Source organism: Hydrogenophaga sp., from assembly GCF_041633695.1.
In the GTDB taxonomy this organism is placed as follows: domain Bacteria; phylum Pseudomonadota; class Gammaproteobacteria; order Burkholderiales; family Burkholderiaceae_C; genus Hydrogenophaga.
This window is the reverse complement of sequence record NZ_JBFJMY010000048.1, coordinates 1-16,351: the sequence shown is the minus strand read 5'-3', so window position 1 is coordinate 16,351 and position 16,351 is coordinate 1. Positions and strand designations below refer to the sequence as shown.

Genomic DNA, 16,351 nt, shown 5'->3' with positions numbered 1-16,351 from the left:
TGACCGCGCGCGAAATTTTGGTGATGACCGCGTTTTGCAGACCCATGATGAAACACAGCAGCACCACGGTGAGCGGCAGAAAGACCGTGGTCATGAGGGCGATGGCGGCGCCGAACAGGCCAAAGACCAGCAACAGGGCCGCTTCCAGCAACAAAGGCAAGGCGTAGGCGCTGCGCAGTTGCTGGCGCAGGCCCCAGTTCACCAGCCAGGCGGTGGTCATGGCACCGAGCAAAAAAGCCAGCAGCGAGCCCAGGCCTGCAGCGGCCAGTGCGAGCTGGCCCAGCACCAGGTGGTCGGCCACCGAGGAAAAAATACCCGTCATGTGCGAGGTGTAGCTGCCCACCGCCAGAAACCCGCCTGCGTTTGCAGCACCGGCCACGAAGGCCAGCACGGTGCCCAGCTTCAGATCGGCCTGCGGCGTGCGCTGCAGGCTGGTGAAACCACGGATGGGGGCGAACACGGGCGCTGGCGCTGGTCAGCGCACCCGCAGGCCGGGCTGGGCACCGAGCCCGGGGTTCAGGATGTAAATGCCGGGTTGGGCTTTGGCGTCGGCATGGCCGGCGGCCAGCACCATGCCTTCGCTCAGGCCAAACTTCATCTTGCGCGGCGCGAGGTTGGCCACCACCACGGTGAGCTGGCCCACCAGGTCTTCGGGCTTGTAGGCGCTGGCGATGCCGCTGAAGACGTTGCGCGTGACGGGCTGGCCCTGCGGGTCGGTTTCCCCGGCGTCCAGGGTCAGCCGCAGCAGCTTGGTCGAGCCCTCCACCGCTTCACAGGCCACGATTTTGGCGATCCGCAAATCGATTTTGGCAAAGTCGTCGATGGAGATGGTCTCGGCGATGGCTTCGCCGCCGGGCTGGGCGGGCTGCGCCGCGGCCACCTGGGGTGCGGGTGGTTCAAACAGGGCGTCGAGCTGTTTCACATCGACGCGTTGCATCAGGTGCTGGTAAGCCTGGATGGTGTGACCCGCACCCAGCAGCTGCCCCGCGTCGGCGAACTGCAGCGGCTGGACCTGGAGAAAGGCTTCGACGTTCGCCGCCAGCGCGGGCAGCACCGGCTTCAGATACAGCGTGATCAGGCGGAAGGCCTCGATGCAGCAGCTGCACACGTCGTGCAGGCGGGCTTCCATGCCCTCTTGTTTGGCCAGCACCCAGGGTTTGTTCTGGTCCACATACTCGTTCACCCGGTCGGCCAGCAGCATGATTTCGCGCAAGGCTTTGCCGTATTCGCGTTCGGCGTAGAGCTCCGCGATCTGTGGTGCGGCGACCTGCAGGTGGTCGAGCAGGGCATCGCCGTCGGCCGACACCGCGCCCAGTTGGCCGTCAAAACGTTTGGCGATGAAGCCCGCCGCCCGGCTGGCGATGTTGACGTATTTGCCGATCAGGTCGCTGTTGACGCGGGCCATGAAGTCGTCGGCGTTGAAGTCGATGTCTTCGTTCTTGGCAGAGAGCTTGGCGGCGATGTAGTAGCGCAGCCACTCGGGGTTCATGTCGAGCTTGAGGTATTTGAGCGGGTCCAGGCCGGTGCCCCGGCTCTTGCTCATCTTCTCGCCGTTGTTGATGGTGAGAAAGCCGTGCACGAAGATGGCGTTGGGCACCTTGCGCCCGCTGAAATGCAGCATGGCCGGCCAGAACAAGGTGTGGAAGGTGATGATGTCCTTGCCGATGAAGTGGAACTGCTCGGTGCTGGGGTCGGCCATGAAGGCGTCGTAATCGCGGCCGGTCTTGCCAAAGTAGTTCTTCAGCGAGGCCAGGTAGCCCACCGGTGCGTCCAGCCAGACATAAAAATATTTGCCCGGTGCATCCGGGATTTCAATGCCGAAGTAGGGCGCATCGCGGCTGATGTCCCAGTCGCCCATCTTGGGCTTGCCGTCTTCGCCCGGCTCAATCCATTCGCTGATCTTGTTGAGCACCTCGGGTTGCACCGCACCGCTTTGTGTCCATTGGTCCAGAAAGGCCAGGCAGCGCGGATCGGACAGCTTGAAGAAGAAGTGGTCGGAGCTCTTGAGCACCGGCGTGGCGCCCGAGAGCGCCGAGTAGGGGTTGATCAGCTCGGTCGGTGCATAGACCGCGCCGCAGCTCTCGCAGTTGTCGCCGTACTGGTCTTTGGTGCCGCACTTGGGGCAGGTGCCCAGCACGTAACGGTCGGCCAGGAACATGCCTTTTTCGGGGTCGAAGAACTGCTCGATGGTCCGGGTTTCGATGAGGCCCGCGCTCTTGAGCGAGCGGTAAATGTCTTGCGCCAGCTCGTGGTTTTCGGCGCCGTCGGTGCTGTGCCAGTTGTCGAAACCGATGTGGAAACCGTCCAGATAGGGTTTGCGACCAGCGGCGATGTCGGCCACGAAGGCTTGCGGCGTCTTGCCCGCCTTTTCGGCCGCGATCATGATGGGCGCGCCGTGCGCGTCGTCGGCGCAGACGAAATGCACCTCGTGGCCCTGCATGCGCTGGAACCGCACCCAGATGTCGGCCTGGATGTACTCCATGATGTGGCCGATGTGGAAATGGCCGTTGGCGTAGGGCAGGGCGGTGGTGACGAACAGTTGGCGGGGCATGGGGCAAGGCTTTCAGGGCAAGGCTGCGCGCGGCAGCGAAGAACCCACCATTTTAGGGCGCGGGCCCGTGGCTCTGCGCGGCACGCTGTGCCGCAGCGGCGCGGCAAGTCCGCTGGCAGGTCGTCCCAGCCCAAGCTGCGCCCGGCTTTGACGCGCTGCAACCTGCGCCAGTTCGGCGGTTGGATGCCACAACGCCCCGACTTGGCCGAGGGCATGTGCCTGGCGCTAGACTATGTGCCAACAGGAGAACCCACCCCATGGCCGTGACTGAACAAGCGCTGACCGCAGCGCTCCAGAGTGTGATCGACCCGAATACGGGCAAAGACTTCGTTTCCACCCGCGCTTTGCGCAACCTCAGCGTCTCTGGCGACGACGTGTCGTTCGATGTGGAGCTGGGGTATCCGGCCAAGAGCCAGATACCCGGCTTTCGCAAGGCCTTGATCGCCGCAGCCAAATCGGTGCCGGGGGTGGAAAACGTATCGGTCAATGTGGTGACCAAGATCACGGCCCACGCGGTCCAGCGCGGCGTGCAGCTGCTGCCGAACGTGAAAAACATTGTGGCCGTGGCCTCGGGCAAGGGCGGCGTGGGCAAGAGCACCACCGCCGTCAACCTGGCGCTGGCGCTGGCCGCCGAGGGCGCGCGTGTCGGTATCCTGGATGCCGACATTTATGGCCCCAGCCAGCCCATGATGATGGGCGTGGAGGGCCGGCCTGAAAGCGTGGACGGTCAGACCATGGAGCCGATGGAAAACTACGGCGTGCAGGTGATCTCCATCGGTTTCCTGGTGGACAAGGACGAGGCCATGATCTGGCGCGGCCCCATGGCCACGCAGGCGCTGGAGCAGCTGCTGCGCCAGACCAACTGGAAAGACCTGGACTACCTGATCGTCGACATGCCGCCCGGCACCGGCGACATCCAGCTCACGCTGTCGCAGCGCGTGCCCATGACGGGTGCGGTGATCGTGACCACGCCACAAGACATCGCCCTGCTCGACGCCCGCAAGGGCATCAAGATGTTCGAAAAAGTGGGCGTGCCGATTCTGGGCATCGTGGAGAACATGGCGGTGTACTGCTGCCCCAACTGCGGCCACACCGAGCACATTTTTGGCGCCGACGGCGGCAAGAACATGGCCGCAGAAAACGGCATGGACTACCTGGGCGCCTTGCCTTTGAACATGTCGATCCGGGTGCAGGCCGACAGCGGCATGCCCACGGTGGTGGCCGATCCCGATGGCGAGATCGCCGGCATCTACAAGGGCATGGCACGCCAACTGGCGATCAAGATCGCGGCCCGCTCCAAGGACTTTTCCTCGAAGTTCCCGAGCATCAAGGTGTCCAAGGAGACCTGAGTCCGCAGGCCGACCCTGGGAACCTAGCCCCAGGTCGGCGTCTCAGGCGGGTGTCCAGGCGCCGTCCGCCTGGCTGGAGCGGAGCATGGCATCCACGAAGCGCATGCCCATCCAGCCGTCCGTGGCGTTCGGGAAGTGCAGCGCCAGCGGGTCGGGCGCCTGGCCGGCGCGGCGCGCGGCGATGGCTTCGGCGGCGTCTGTGTACAGGTTGGCAAAACCTTCGTGAAAACCTTCGGGGTGGCCGGCCGCGATGCGGCTGGAGCGCGCCGCCAGCGGCAAGGTGCCCGGGCCGTTGGGTGTGCGCAGTTGGGCCGGTGCGTCCAGCGGCTTGAACACCAATGACTGCGGGTGCTCCTGCGCCCATTCCAGGCTGCCGAGCGCGCCGCTCACGCGGATGCGCAAACCGTTTTCCATGCCCGCTGCCGCCTGCGTCACCCAGAAGCTGCCGCGCGCGCCGTTGTCCAGACGCAGCAGCGCGCCGGCAAAATCGTGCGCGGCGCGCTCGGGCACGACCGCGCCCACTTCGGCCGCCACTTGCGCCACCTCCTGTCCGGTGATGTAGCGCAGCAATTGGTGGGCGTGGGTGCCGATGTCGCCCAGCACCAGCGAAGCGCCGCCGCGCGCCGGGTCGCTCTTCCAGGCGGTGCGGCCTGGTCCGGACTTGGCACGACCACCTTGCACGTATTCCACCTGCACCAGCCGTACCGCGCCCAGCAGCCCTTCGGCCACCATGGCGCGGGCCTGTCGCACCAAGGGGTAGCCGCTGTAGTTGTGGGTGAGGCAGAACACCAGGCCGGTGTCGGCCACCCGCTGTCGCAGCAACCCGGCTTCGGCCAAGGTGTTGGTCATGGGCTTGTCGCAGATCACGTCGAAACCCAGGCCCAGGGCCTGCATGGCGTAGGGAAAGTGGCTGTCGTTGGGCGTCATGATGGCGACCACCTCGGCGCCATCGGCACGGCCGGCTTCCTGCTCCATCAGGGCTTGGGCGCTGGGGTAGCAGCGCTCACCTGGTAAACCAATGGCCTCGCCCGCCGCCACCGCTTTCACCGGGTCGGACGACAGGCAGGCTGCCACCAGTTCGTAGCGGTCGTCCAGCCGCGCCGCCTGGCGGTGCATGGCACCGATGAACGAGCCCGGACCGCCGCCGATGACGGCCAGGCGCAGGCGACGGCCCAACAATGCGATGACGGGATTGGGGTGGTTGGGTGGCGTGGTCATGGGCGATTGTTTCGTGGCGGATAAACGATTTGGCGCAAGGTCTGGGCCCATGCGCGAAACACGGGCTCCTAGCGTACCGCATGGGTGCACGCCATCTGACTTGGTCGAGGTCTCTCGCCGCCTGCGCCCTTGCGCCGACGGCGGCCGCAAATAGTGGGCGTGGCATACCAAAGTGGATGCACAAGCGGCATTTTGCTTGTTTATAGGTTGTTTTGCAGCTAAAAATTATTGTAATACAGATATAAATAATCAAAAAACAATGTTATATTTCTGGCGAAATTGATCCACCTCTTCCACAAGGTTCTGCCATGTCGCTTTACCCCGTCAATACCGTTTCCCATTCACTGCGGCGCATACGGCGTATCAGCCACCTGATGGTGCTGGCCTGTTGGTTGTTGGTGTTGCTGCTGCCCGTGGCCTTGGTCGTGCACTGGGCGGGGGCCAGCACCGCCGAACTGGCGCACAGGGCCGACTTGGCGCCCGGCACGCTTTTGCAGCCACTGCAAGCGTGGCAACGTTGGATCGCCGGCAGCATCAGCGCCATTCCTCTGGGCTTGTTGCTGGTGGGAGTGTGGCAGGCCAAGCGCTGCTTTGAGCAGTTTGCGCAAGGCCTGGTGTTCACCGAACAGGCCACCGGGCTTTTGCGCCGCTTCGCGGGTTGGGTGGCGGCCGCTGCTCTCGCCGCCATCCTGTGCGGTGCCGCCATCTCGGTCTTGCTGACCCTGCACAACCCGCCGGGCATGCGCATGTTGTCGGTGAGCATCAGCTCACAACATGTTTTCACCAGCTTTTTTGCCGGACTGGTCTGGTTGATGGCCGCAGTGATAGGCCAGGGGCAGGCCTTGGCCGAAGAAAACGAACATTTCGTCTGAGCCGGACCCTGACCCATGCCCATCGTTGTTCAACTCGATCTCATGCTGGCGCGGCGCAAGGTCAAATCCAAGGACCTGGCCGATCACATTGGCATCACAGAAGCCAATGTGTCCCTGCTCAAGCAGGGCAAGGTCAAAGGGGTGCGCTTCGATACGCTGGAGAAAATCTGCGCGTACCTGCAATGCCAACCGTCCGATTTGTTGGTTTACGAAGCCGAGCACTTGCCGGAGTGAACCTGCCGGTTTGAGCGGCGGGCTTGCGTGGCCGCAGCACGGTCGTTTCGCTGCTTCGTTGCTTCGCACACTTGCTGCGAGCCGCTGCCACACCCAGCAGGCCCCTGGTTCCGGCACCTGGTTGCTCTCCGACAGGGCAATGCCGTCGATGGCGTGGTAGGACTGGGTGGTCGCACCCAGGCGGAAGTCGATGCGGTGGCTGGCGGCGGTGGCGACGAAGTTGATGCTTTCTGTCAGCCAGGCACTGCCCACGACAGCGCAGCCCAGCAAGGCTTCGATGAAGTTGGCGTGTTCCCAGGACAGCACGTAGCTGCTGCCCGCCGTGAAGCCGGCCACCACTTGCCCAAAGGACTCGCTGAAGCCCGCACGAGGCGAGTGCGAGAGTGGCGAGTAGTGGATTCGCCTGGAAAACCCCGCTAAGCCAGCAGCAAAATCAGCGCACTGCCGAACAATCCCAGCACCGCGGTGCTCAAAAACACGGTCTTGCCGCCCAGGCGGCTGCTGCGCCACACGTAGTCGCAAAGCAGGAGCAGCGCCGTGAGGTAGACCACCACGGACACAAAGGCCCAGGCGAAATGGCCATCGTTGAAGACAAGACTCATCATGATGCGTGGACCGGGTTCTGGAGGATGACGGTTTCGCCGGCCACGGTGCGCTGGCCCTCGGCGACTTCAAAGCTGTAGCGTTCGTCCACTTCGACCACGCAGGTGCTGCCGAACAACATGCGGCCCATGCGTTCGCCTTTTTCCAGTTCCGCACCCACCGGGTGGAAGAATTCGATGCGGCGCGACAGGTAGCTGGTGATGAAGCGGATGCGGGCGAGTCCGTAGACGGTGTCGGCTTCCATGTAGCGCTGTTTGGGCGAGCGTTTGTCGCGCAAGAAATAGTACGGCTCGTCGCGCAAGGGATCTTCGCGATCGGTGTCGATGATGTCGCCGTGCTCCATGTAGCCGGTCACGGTGGCGGCAAATGGCATGCGGCCCACGTGCACGTCCCACACGTTGAGCGAAATGACCAGGAAGTTGCGTCCGCCCCGGTTCAGCTTGGCCAGCACGGTGCCGTCCACCGGCGCGATCCAGCAGTCACCGGCGGGGATTTTCCGGTCGGGGTCGCGCATGAAAAAACGCAGAAAACCGGGGCTGGGTGAACCTTCTTCGACCCATTTCCAGAGCTGGTGTACCGGCCAGCGTTTCATGGGGGGCAGAAAGGGCGCCACCACACGGGATGGAAAGGGAAAGCGCAGCGCGTAGTCGAGCACCAGCGCCAGGCAAATGCCGAGCAGGATGAGTTGCAGCAACAGCGTCATGCGAGGAACTCCTGGGGCGGGGTGCCCGTGAGGCGAACAGGGGTGTGGTGGTGGGACATGGGTGCTGGACTCGGTGGATGTGCGTGGCGTATGGGCAAGGGCGTTGGGGTTGCGGCTATCTTATTTGTTTCGTCCGAGGCGGCTGGCCAGGCTGGCGCCGATGAAGCGCCCGTAGTGCAACAGACCGGGCAGGGGATCGGCCAGGCGAAAGTGGGCGTCGTTGCGGGTACAGGCGGCGGCGACATCGGTGCGTGGGGGAGCGGATTGCATGGAGTAGCGTGACGCCGGAAAGTCCACCCAGGCGTGGCGGTTCAGGTAGGGCGTCGCAGGGGGCGCCGCTTGCTCCTGCATGTCCAGGTAGGCGGCGTAGAGCCAGTCCGATCCGTTGAGCGCCGCCACTTCGTGCTGGTAGTCGGTGCGGTAGACGGTGGGCTCGATCATGTAGAAGCGGCCATCGCGGGTGTCGCGCTTGTATTCGATGCCGATCAGCCCGCGAAAGTCCATGTTGCGCAGGAAGGCCCCGCTGATCTGGGTCAGCGCCTCGTGGTGTTCTGGCGCGGCCATGCACGCGGCGGTGCCGCCCACGGCCGGTGGCCAGCACAAGGTTTTTCGACCCACGAAGCTGCGGATCAGATCGCCCGCGCCATTGACGTACAGCAGGTTGAAATAGATATCGGTGTCTTCGCCCTCTATCCATTCCTGCACGATGAGCGGAATGTTCAGCGGCAACATCTGCTCCAGCAACTGGCGCAAGGTCTGCGCGTCCTCGACCCGGTAGGCTTTCTTGAATTGCCGCGAGTAGGCCTCGTTGCGCTCGGCGGGCTTGAGCACGCAAGGCATCTTCAATCCATCGAGGACGGCCAGATCGGCGGCGGTCTGCACCGTCACGGTCTGGGGCACGGGGGCGCCGTGTTCGGCCGCGAGCGCGTCGCAGGCGCTTTTGCTCAGCAGCTTCAGCGCCAGATCGGGGCGGTAGAAATAGGTCCGGAACTGGGCTTGCCAGGCGGCGGGCTGGGCCGCAGTGTCGAAGACATCGAATTCTTCGGTCAGGAACAGAGCGGCCTGGCGCGGCTGCAGACCCAGCGCCCGGGTGATGGCAGCCGGATCGAAGGGCTCGGTGATGGTCAGGTGGCGCGCGGTGTGGCGGGAGTATTTGGCCGGGCCTTGTGCGTCGTGCGAGACCACCGCGCAGCGCACACCGTGTGTGGACAGTGCGCGCACCACGCCCAATGCATTGGTGCCACTGCCCAGCACCACGGCGTCGAGCTTAGCCACCGAGCACCACCTTGCGCGCATGAAAGGCCTCGGCAAAGCCCGAGGGCGCGCGGCACTCGATGCCCCGCAGCTGCATCAGGCCCTCGAACACCGGTTCGCTGAACCAGGACTTGGAGCGTTGCGTGCCAAAGTGCTTCATGAGGTGGCGCACCTTGCGCTGGGCGTGTGCTTTGCTCAGTGGGACGAACACATTGGGCTGGCCCAGATCGCCTTCGAACTTGGGAATTTCGTACTCCAGAATCAATTGGTCGCGCCAGATTTGCCAAGTCAGTTCAGCCATCAAGCGATGGTCCTGGTGCCGGTCTTCGAGGCGGTGGGTGAGCACCACGTGTGGGGTGAAACGGTCGCGCACACCGGTCAGAAAGCTTTTGACGGCGCTGTACTGGGTCGGCATCAGGCCATCGGTGAATTGGGCCAGCTCGACGGCTTGCAGCGACGGGCCCAGCAGCGCTTTTGCGCTTTTGCGTGCCTCGCGCTCGCGCTCGCCTTCGGCGCTCAACACCACCCAGCAGACCTGCAGTCCGGGATACTGCTTGGCCCAGGACAACAAGGTGCCGGCGCAGCCGATTTCAATGTCGTCGCTGTGCGCGCCTATGCACAGCACCTTGGGGGGCGCACCGGCGGGGAATCGTAGAGGTGTCATGCGTAGAGACGGATTCGGGTAGAGGGGTGTTCGGGAGCGGGCGGGACCAACCCTTCAGGCGCGGCGACCGGTGTTGAGCCAGCGCAGCTTGAGAAAGTAGGCCAGGCCCGAAACGAGGTCGCGGACGAATTCTTTCCATTCCCAGACGCACATTTTGCGCAGATACCGGCAGGCCTCGGTTTTGTCCTGGTTCGGCACGGGCGTTTGCCAGACCGCCTGGCGCCAGCCCCAAAAGAGGCGCCAGGTCGGGAACAAGGCTTTCCACGACATCACCGGATAGTGGTGCTTGATGTCGTCTTCGGGCGACATCAGGCTGGTGGCGGTTTTGGGGTCCATGCGGCGCAGAAAGAGCGCCTGGGGCACCAGCGCAAAGCCGCCCTGCAGCGCCAGGCAACTGACCATGACGATGTCGGCTTTCAGAAAGTGGTCGATGATGGGCCGCTTGTAGCGCAGCGCCTGGGTACGGATGACACCGTTCATGGCGTTGTTGAGCTGGAGACGCTGGATCAGCTGCACGAAGCGCCGCGCCGGGCTGCTGTCCTGCACTTCGATGTCGCCGTCGTAGACCTTGTGCACATCGGGATCGGCTTCAAACAACAGGGTTTGCGGTGCGGCCAGCACCACGTCGGGCCGTTGGTCCAGCACGTCCACGCAGGCTTGCAGGAAGTTGGGCGAGCACAGATCGCTGCACGTGGTCCACTTGAAGTATTCGCCGGTGGCGGCGTCGACCACGGCACTGAAGTTGCCGTTGGCGCCCACGTTGTGGGCCTGCCGGATCAGGCGGATGCGGCTGTCTTGTTGCTGGTAACGCTGCACGATGGCCACGCTCTGGTCGGTGGACGCGTTGTCCGACACGATGAGTTCAAAATCGCCCAAGCTTTGCGCCAACAGGCTTTCGATCGACGCGGCGATGGTCTCTTCGCCGTTGTAGATGGGCATGCCGATACTGACCCGTGGCGCGGTTTTCATGGTGTTCTTCTTTTCAAGCTTCGGTGGAGGCACAGTGCCTCAAGGCAGCGGAGCGAGCAACTGGGCGTCGGCGGACAGGCCCGCAGCCTGCTGCAGCAAGCGATACGGCATATGGGATTTTTCCGCGATGTCGAGCAGGCTGTGCTCGCCGTCGGAGTAGTTCAACACCCAGAGCAAGGCGTGTTGCAGTTCGCCGATGTTGGTAAAGCCGCCCATCATCTGGTAGAGGCCACGGCGTCCCAACTGGGGTTCGCCTTTCGGAAACAGGTTCTGGTAGCGCGTGTCCGACTCCATGACGTGGAGGATGTCCAGCACGGTGTGCAGCGAGTCCTGCAGGTGCTCGGGGCGTACCAGGCCGAGGTTGTCGGCCGAGCTGTGGTACTCGGGATATGCCCCATTGGGGGAGCGGGTGAAGCGACCCATGGGCAGGTTGATGCCAGGCGAACAGAACTGGCGCTCGTCGTAACCCCAGGGTGAAAAATCCAGCACGCGTTCTTGCTGGCCGCGTTCGGCCAGCATGCAGGCACTGGCCCGGTCGATCTGGGCATTACCGCGCCGCGAGCGTTTGTAGGTGACCGGGCCCGCATCGCCGGCCACGGAAACGATCAGGCCGCCCCGTATCTGTGGCAGCAGTTTTTCGTTGCGGCTCAGCCAGGTGATGGAGCCGATGGTGGCCGGCGCGAACACCAGGCGGTAACTCCACTTGAGCTGGCATTGGCGCAGGTATTTGCCCAACTCGACCAACAGGGCCACGCCGGAGAGGTTGTCGTTGCACAGCGAAGGGTGGCAGATGTGCGCGAACAGCAGCACCTCGTCCTGACTCGCGCCCGGAATCAAACATTCGGCATAACTCAGGCTGCCGGCGGTCAGTTCCGAGTCGATGCAGACCTCGTACTCGCCCTCGGGCAGCGATTGCAGTTGCTGGTGGGGCAGGCAAAAGCCCCAGGTCTCCTGGTAATAACTGGTGCGGTAGGGAATCCACTCGGGGTGTGCCGGGTCGCTGTGCAGCCGGGTCTTGAGCTCGGCCAGTGAAAACCGGCCATGCACGGGCACGCTGTAGCTGACCACGTGCAGGTTGCTTTGCTGGAAGTCGACGATCTTCTGACCACTCGGGTCTTTGATCCAGGCGTCGCGGATGTTCCATTCCTTGGGAATGGTCCAGTCGAACACGGGCGTTCCGGTGGCCACTTCGCTGCGCAGCAGCGGCAGGTGTTCGCCGACGATGTCCAGGCTTTGCCGCAAACCGTTGCCCGTGATGCTGCGGCAAATCGGAAACAGCCGCTCGATCAGCTGGTACATCTGGTCGCCGCTGCGGTCTTCGCCCAGTTTTTCCACGCATGCTTGCAAGGGGTGCATAAGCGTTTTTTTCCTGTGTTGTTCGTCGGGGGTCAGTTGCCGGATCGGGTCCACAAACCCGGTCGTTCCGGGCCGACCCAATGTGGATGGTGGCCGCGCCCGGAGTGGTCTGAAATGTCGTCGGGCCGGGGGCGCAGGTTCTGGTACCACAGGCTGCGGCGACCGGTGTTGGTCGAGCCGGGCTCGGCCAGCTCGGCCAGCACGTCTTGCACCGACAAACAGGCCGAATAGATTTGAATGCCGCTCAGGATGCCGTTCCAGACTTCGTTGCCGGGTGCCCAAGGGGCGTCGCCCCAGGTCAGCGCGGGCACCGGGGGCATGTTGTTGCCCCAGGTCGCCGGCGTGGTGAAGCTCACGCGGTGTGCGTCGTCGGTATGCGGCAGGTCCCAGTAAAACTCGTGGTGCTTGCCCAGGCGCGAAGCCCAGACCCGCATGGCTTGCGTGTGCCAGCGGTCGTAGCTCACCTTTTCGCCCAGCAAGTCTCTTTGCAGCACCGAAATTTCCCACCGGTGCTCGCTGCCGTGGGGCGGTGGTTGCGGATAGGGGTGTGCACCGTAGTAACTGTCGGCGGATTTTCCGGGCGTCCAGTCGAAGGTGCGCAGATCGTCTTGTCCGTCGTCGTTGCCCCAGAAAAAGGCCGTGTAATAGCCGTTCTGCTGCCGTGGATAGGCGCGCCAAAGATAGGTGGCGGGGTAGATCGCCAGCGGCTCCAGGAAGCGAAAGCGCATGGTTTTCCGCACCGCTGCCGAGCCGGGAAAGTCCAGGCCCACCGTGGGTGCGCCGATGTTTGCCGACGCCTGGCCGCAGCCGGTGAGGGCGGCACCGGCCAAGGAGGCCGATGTCGTCAAAAACGCGCGCCGCTTCCAGTCGGGCATGTCAGCTGCTCGGACCATCCACCCGCCGCAACCAGATTTCGCGCCAGTAGGTGTTGGACGCGCGCGGGCAGCCCAGGCGCCGCTCCGTGCATTCGGCGCGGCAATACACGTTCTCCAGCTGGATGCAGGCGTTTTTCATCTCCATCATCTTGCCGGTCTGCTCGTTGATCAGACGGTCCACCCGCATCTCCACCCGGTGCCGCTCGCCCGAGTACTTGGCCATCTCCATGTCGTAGCGCATGCCCCGGTTGAAACCGTTTTTGGTGATGGTCTGCAGAATGTCGGCGGACGGTTTGATCTCCACCCACTCGCCCACTTGCAGGTCCAGCGTTTCAGACGGCGTGGCTTTGCCATCCGGAATCACACCACTGCCCAAGGGGAACGGTTTGCCACCGCGCAGTTGTTGCCAGCGGTTGAATGCGCCGACCAGGATGCGGTAGCCATAACCCAGACCAACCAGTTGGCGGTAGGCCGCAAACACCAGCAGCTTGCACATGTGCCAGGCGCTGTGGTTGCCGCTGCTCACGTCGCGCACGTATTGCCGCAGATCCCACCAAGGCAACAAGGTGGTGGCTTCGAACAGCGCCGTGGTCTGGCAGACATAGACCGGGTCGGCCGCGTCGCCCTGGTTCGGGGCTTTGGCGTGCAGTTGCACGTCCGCAGCGGTCAAAGGGGTAGCGGGCACCTCCGCGGGAGCGGTGTCGCTTTCGGGCCGGAGCCAGGCCTCTTTCCAGAAGAACACGCAGTCCGCCATGCAGCCACCGTGGCCGCCGCCGTCGCAGCGCGCCTTTTCCAGATGCACCGCGTCCAACATGCGGCGCCCACCGGTCTTTTCGATGTTGTCGCAGGTTTTGTGTGCGGACTTGGCCACGCGCAAACGTTGCCCGCAGAAGGCCAGCATTTCGGGCTGAAAGGGCAGTTTGTCGAAGCGGGCGTTCTCATCCAGGGTGGCCAGAATTTCAGCGGCGGAGCGCACCACCACCCAGTCACCTGCGCGCAGCCCCAGGCTTCTGGGCCAAGCGAATTTTTTGTCGTTCATGAGCAGATATCCAATCGTTCTTATGGGGCTTCAGGGGCGGTGGGCCCAAAGCGTTTGGCAAGCAAGCCCCGCACCCGTTCCAACACCACTTGTTCGGCGCCTGCGGGGCGGCCCCGCCCGTGCCACATCAAGCCAATCAACACCAGGTAGGTGGCAACCGCCAGCAGGCCACCCGCCACCAGCCAGGCAAAGGTGGTCAGGAAACCCAGGCTGGCATCGTAGTCGGGCAGCACCGCGTGCACCACCAGCATCACACAGGCCGAGGCGATCAGAGGCCTTGCGATGGCCTTGACGAACAAGCTGGGGGCCAGGCCCAGGCACTTGCGCAACTGGTAGAGGTACAGCGGGGTCGAGACCACGGACGTGAACAGCGCCGCATAGGCCGCACCCACCACGCCCAGATCGCGCATGCCCAGAAACACCAGCGACAGCAGCGCCAACAAGATCACCGTGTACGCCACATTGGTGTACATCACGCGCGCCGGAAAGCCGCGGCCGATGAGCACGGCGCAGATGGACGAATGGAACAGCAGCAGGGCGCCGTTGAAGGCCAGCAGTTGCATCAGCGGTATCACGCCCAGCCACTTCTGGCCCAGCATGACCGGGATCAAAAACGGGGCCAGGGCGTTCATGCAGGCGGCTGTGGGCAAAGCCAGCAAGGCCAGCAAACCCACGGCATTGCCATAGGCGCTGGCAATTTCCGAGTGCTCGCGCATCTTGGCAAAGCCCGGCAACAAGGCGCGGTTGATGGGGGCGCCGATTTCCGTGGTGGGCAGATTGGCCAGCTCGTAGGCGATGTTGTAGGTGCCCAGCGAAGCGGCGCCCGAAATGCGGCCCACGAAAAAATCGGCGGAACGCTCTTTGAAGAAGCCCGCGAAATTGTTCACCAGCAGCCAGCGGGAAAACACCAGCAGCTCGCGCGCTTTGGACAGGCTGAAGCGCGGGCGGTAGGGGTGCATCAAATAGCTGATGAGGGTGCCCGCTGCCTTGGACACCAGAATGCCAATGACCAGTGCCCAATAACTTTTAAGGTAGAACGCCAGCGGCACCACGATGATGAAGCTGATGAACTTGCGGCTCACCTGAAACCGGAACTCGCGGCGAAAGTCGAGCTCTTTCTGGAACGCGACCACGCCGATGTTTTGCGCGCCGGTGAACAGCGGCCCGAAGGCCAGGGCGATCACCACCCACATCAATTCGGGCTTGTGATAGAAGTTGGAGATGGGCAGCGCGACCGCGACCATCATCAAGGTGATGATCAGCCCCAGCAGAAAACTGCAGGTCCAGGCGCTGTTGTAGTGCTCTTCGGTGGCGTCCTGGTTGTGGATGATGGCGGTGTCGAAGCTGAAGGCGCTCATGAGTTCGGCCATGGCGATGAAAGACATGGCCATGGCCACCACACCAAAATCCCCGGGCGCCAGCAGCCGTGCCAGGATCAAGGTACTGATCAGCCCCAGACCACGCTCCACCAGCTTGAAGAGGATCATCCAGACGGCACCTTTGGCCATCTTGACTTGGGTGCTATCGGTCATGGGAGAGATTCATAGTTGTTTGTGGCTGGCGATGCACCCGTGATGATACCTCTGCACGATGACCGAAAACGGCAAAAACGGCGCCCAAAAATGTTTGGGACAGCGCGTGCTCAAGCTGGCGGCCGCTGCAATGAGCGCAGCGACGGTGGGTCGGGTTGTGGCTGGCGCCGAAATTGCAAACCACCTCCATCCATCCCATTGCCTGCATCACAACGCGTCGGGAATGGATGATTTTTCCTTACTCGACCAGCTCAAAACGACGCTGCAGTTATAGCATGTGCAACAATTTCCAACCAGTCGCTGTAAGGCGTATGTGTGCGCTTGTCCTCGGCTGGCGCCCGCCTGGAGCTTGTGTCGCAGGGTCGTGGCACACTGCCCGTGCGTATCCCGTAGCGGGCCCGTGGCGAGGCAGGATGCGCGAGGCCCAAGGCCCGGATCTGCCCAGAACCGCAGGTCGTCGCATGCCCCATCTTGTGTGACGGCGCCTCGTTGTTCGCGTCTCGCGTACGGTCGTGGGTTGTGCTTGGAATTGAATCTCAAGGAGCTGTGTTGAAGCCTGTCGCCATTTTTCGAATTCTTCGAGCCGCCTGTTTCGGGCAAGGTTTGCGCCAAACCTATTGGCAGTTCGCCGGATTCGCCGCAGAAGTCAAAGCGCTGTTTGAAGAAAAAAACCAGGCGTTTCGCCGCGAGGTGGTTCGAAACCACCTGAGCTATATGGGTGACCGTGTATCGCCCGTGGTGGCCGAATCGCGGGAGCGTGCCGACCACGCTGTGCGCTGGTTGTTGCGGGCGCAGTCGGCCACGTCCGACGATGGGGTCGCCCTGGGCTACTTCCCGTGCAGTGCGGACGGGGACAGCTGGCGGCCGTCATACCCGGAAACCACCGGCTACATCATCACTTCGCTGCTGGCCTACGCCGAGCGCTATCCGAACCCGGAACTGGTGGCCGCCGCCCAGCGCATGGCCGAGTGGGAGGTGGCGGTTCAAATGCCCAGTGGGGCGGTGCAAGGTGGGCCGGTTTGCGATCCGCAGAACCAGACTGCAGCGGCCTTCAACACCGGCATGGTCTTGGATGGATGGTGCAGCGCCTACAGCCAAAGCGGCAACCCCAAAATACTGGAAGCCGCCCGGC

The 16,351-nt window shown here is 63.4% G+C and carries 16 protein-coding genes and 1 pseudogene; 5 read left to right on the top strand and 12 right to left on the bottom strand.

The genetic code is table 11. The features are described from left to right. Both ABYB95_RS04930 and metG read right to left on the bottom strand, forming a co-directional pair. Nucleotides 1-460: YoaK family protein (locus ABYB95_RS04930; protein ID WP_372657350.1), on the bottom strand; the 460-nt coding region annotated here is incomplete at its 3' end. Between the two features lie 15 nt (nt 461-475). Continuing rightward, entirely contained in the window at nt 476-2,551 is a 2,076-nt protein-coding gene (gene metG, locus ABYB95_RS04925) for a methionine--tRNA ligase (RefSeq protein WP_372657349.1), read from the bottom strand. Nucleotides 2,552-2,808: 257 nt separating this feature from the next. Here metG and apbC point away from each other — a divergent pair, with 257 nt between their 5' ends. After that, nucleotides 2,809-3,900 (top strand): iron-sulfur cluster carrier protein ApbC, encoded by a 1,092-nt coding sequence (apbC, locus tag ABYB95_RS04920; protein ID WP_372657348.1) that lies wholly within the window; start codon nt 2,809-2,811, stop codon nt 3,898-3,900. Nucleotides 3,901-3,942: 42 nt separating this feature from the next. Here the strand turns inward: apbC and ABYB95_RS04915 are convergent, their stop codons facing one another. Further along, complete coding sequence (locus tag ABYB95_RS04915; protein ID WP_372657347.1) at nt 3,943-5,118, bottom strand: Gfo/Idh/MocA family protein; 1,176 nt, start codon at nt 5,116-5,118, stop codon at nt 3,943-3,945. Between the two features lie 308 nt (nt 5,119-5,426). Between ABYB95_RS04915 and ABYB95_RS04910 the strand changes: the two genes are divergently transcribed. Next, nucleotides 5,427-5,990, top strand: coding sequence for a DUF2975 domain-containing protein (locus ABYB95_RS04910; protein ID WP_372657346.1), 564 nt, complete (start codon nt 5,427-5,429; stop codon nt 5,988-5,990). 15 nt (nt 5,991-6,005) lie between these two features. Beyond that, the gene (locus ABYB95_RS04905) at nt 6,006-6,224 is read left to right on the top strand and encodes a helix-turn-helix domain-containing protein (protein ID WP_372657345.1); all 219 of its coding nucleotides are present in this window, start codon (nt 6,006-6,008) and stop codon (nt 6,222-6,224) included. Nucleotides 6,225-6,640: 416 nt separating this feature from the next. On the opposite strand, the gene ABYB95_RS04900 is transcribed toward ABYB95_RS04905, so the two are convergent. The 9 genes from ABYB95_RS04900 to ABYB95_RS04860 form a co-directional block, all read right to left on the bottom strand. Beyond that, nucleotides 6,641-6,829: a hypothetical protein gene (locus ABYB95_RS04900; protein WP_372657344.1), complete on the bottom strand. Its 189-nt coding sequence runs from the start codon at nt 6,827-6,829 to the stop codon at nt 6,641-6,643. Then, a complete protein-coding gene (locus ABYB95_RS04895; protein WP_372657343.1) occupies nt 6,826-7,530 on the bottom strand; it encodes a phosphatidylserine decarboxylase in 705 nt (234 codons plus the stop codon). Before ABYB95_RS04895 ends, ABYB95_RS04900 begins: the two co-directional genes overlap by 4 nt. A 120-nt stretch (nt 7,531-7,650) precedes the next feature. Continuing rightward, complete coding sequence (locus ABYB95_RS04890; protein WP_372657342.1) at nt 7,651-8,805, bottom strand: hypothetical protein; 1,155 nt, start codon at nt 8,803-8,805, stop codon at nt 7,651-7,653. Continuing rightward, nucleotides 8,798-9,448, bottom strand: a complete 651-nt coding sequence (locus tag ABYB95_RS04885) for a PIG-L deacetylase family protein (RefSeq protein ID WP_372657341.1) — start codon at nt 9,446-9,448, stop codon at nt 8,798-8,800. The genes ABYB95_RS04890 and ABYB95_RS04885 overlap by 8 nt, the downstream gene beginning before the upstream one ends. Before the next feature lie 54 nt (nt 9,449-9,502). Further along, entirely contained in the window at nt 9,503-10,417 is a 915-nt protein-coding gene (locus ABYB95_RS04880; protein WP_372657339.1) for a glycosyltransferase family 2 protein, read from the bottom strand. Nucleotides 10,418-10,456: 39 nt separating this feature from the next. Next, entirely contained in the window at nt 10,457-11,773 is a 1,317-nt protein-coding gene (locus ABYB95_RS04875; protein WP_372657338.1) for a DUF4910 domain-containing protein, read from the bottom strand. Between the two features lie 32 nt (nt 11,774-11,805). After that, entirely contained in the window at nt 11,806-12,648 is an 843-nt protein-coding gene (locus ABYB95_RS04870; RefSeq protein ID WP_372657337.1) for a hypothetical protein, read from the bottom strand. Nucleotide 12,649: 1 nt separating this feature from the next. Then, on the bottom strand, nt 12,650-13,687 hold the full coding sequence (locus ABYB95_RS04865) for a hypothetical protein (protein WP_372657336.1): 1,038 nt from the start codon (nt 13,685-13,687) through the stop codon (nt 12,650-12,652). Between the two features lie 20 nt (nt 13,688-13,707). Next, a complete protein-coding gene (locus tag ABYB95_RS04860; protein ID WP_372657334.1) occupies nt 13,708-15,219 on the bottom strand; it encodes an oligosaccharide flippase family protein in 1,512 nt (503 codons plus the stop codon). Between the two features lie 58 nt (nt 15,220-15,277). Here ABYB95_RS04860 and ABYB95_RS04855 point away from each other — a divergent pair, with 58 nt between their 5' ends. Both ABYB95_RS04855 and ABYB95_RS04850 read left to right on the top strand, forming a co-directional pair. Then, on the top strand, nt 15,278-15,493 hold the full coding sequence (locus ABYB95_RS04855; protein WP_372657333.1) for a hypothetical protein: 216 nt from the start codon (nt 15,278-15,280) through the stop codon (nt 15,491-15,493). A 275-nt stretch (nt 15,494-15,768) separates the two neighbouring features. Continuing rightward, a pseudogene (locus ABYB95_RS04850) lies at nt 15,769-16,351 on the top strand (hypothetical protein); the annotation flags it as partial.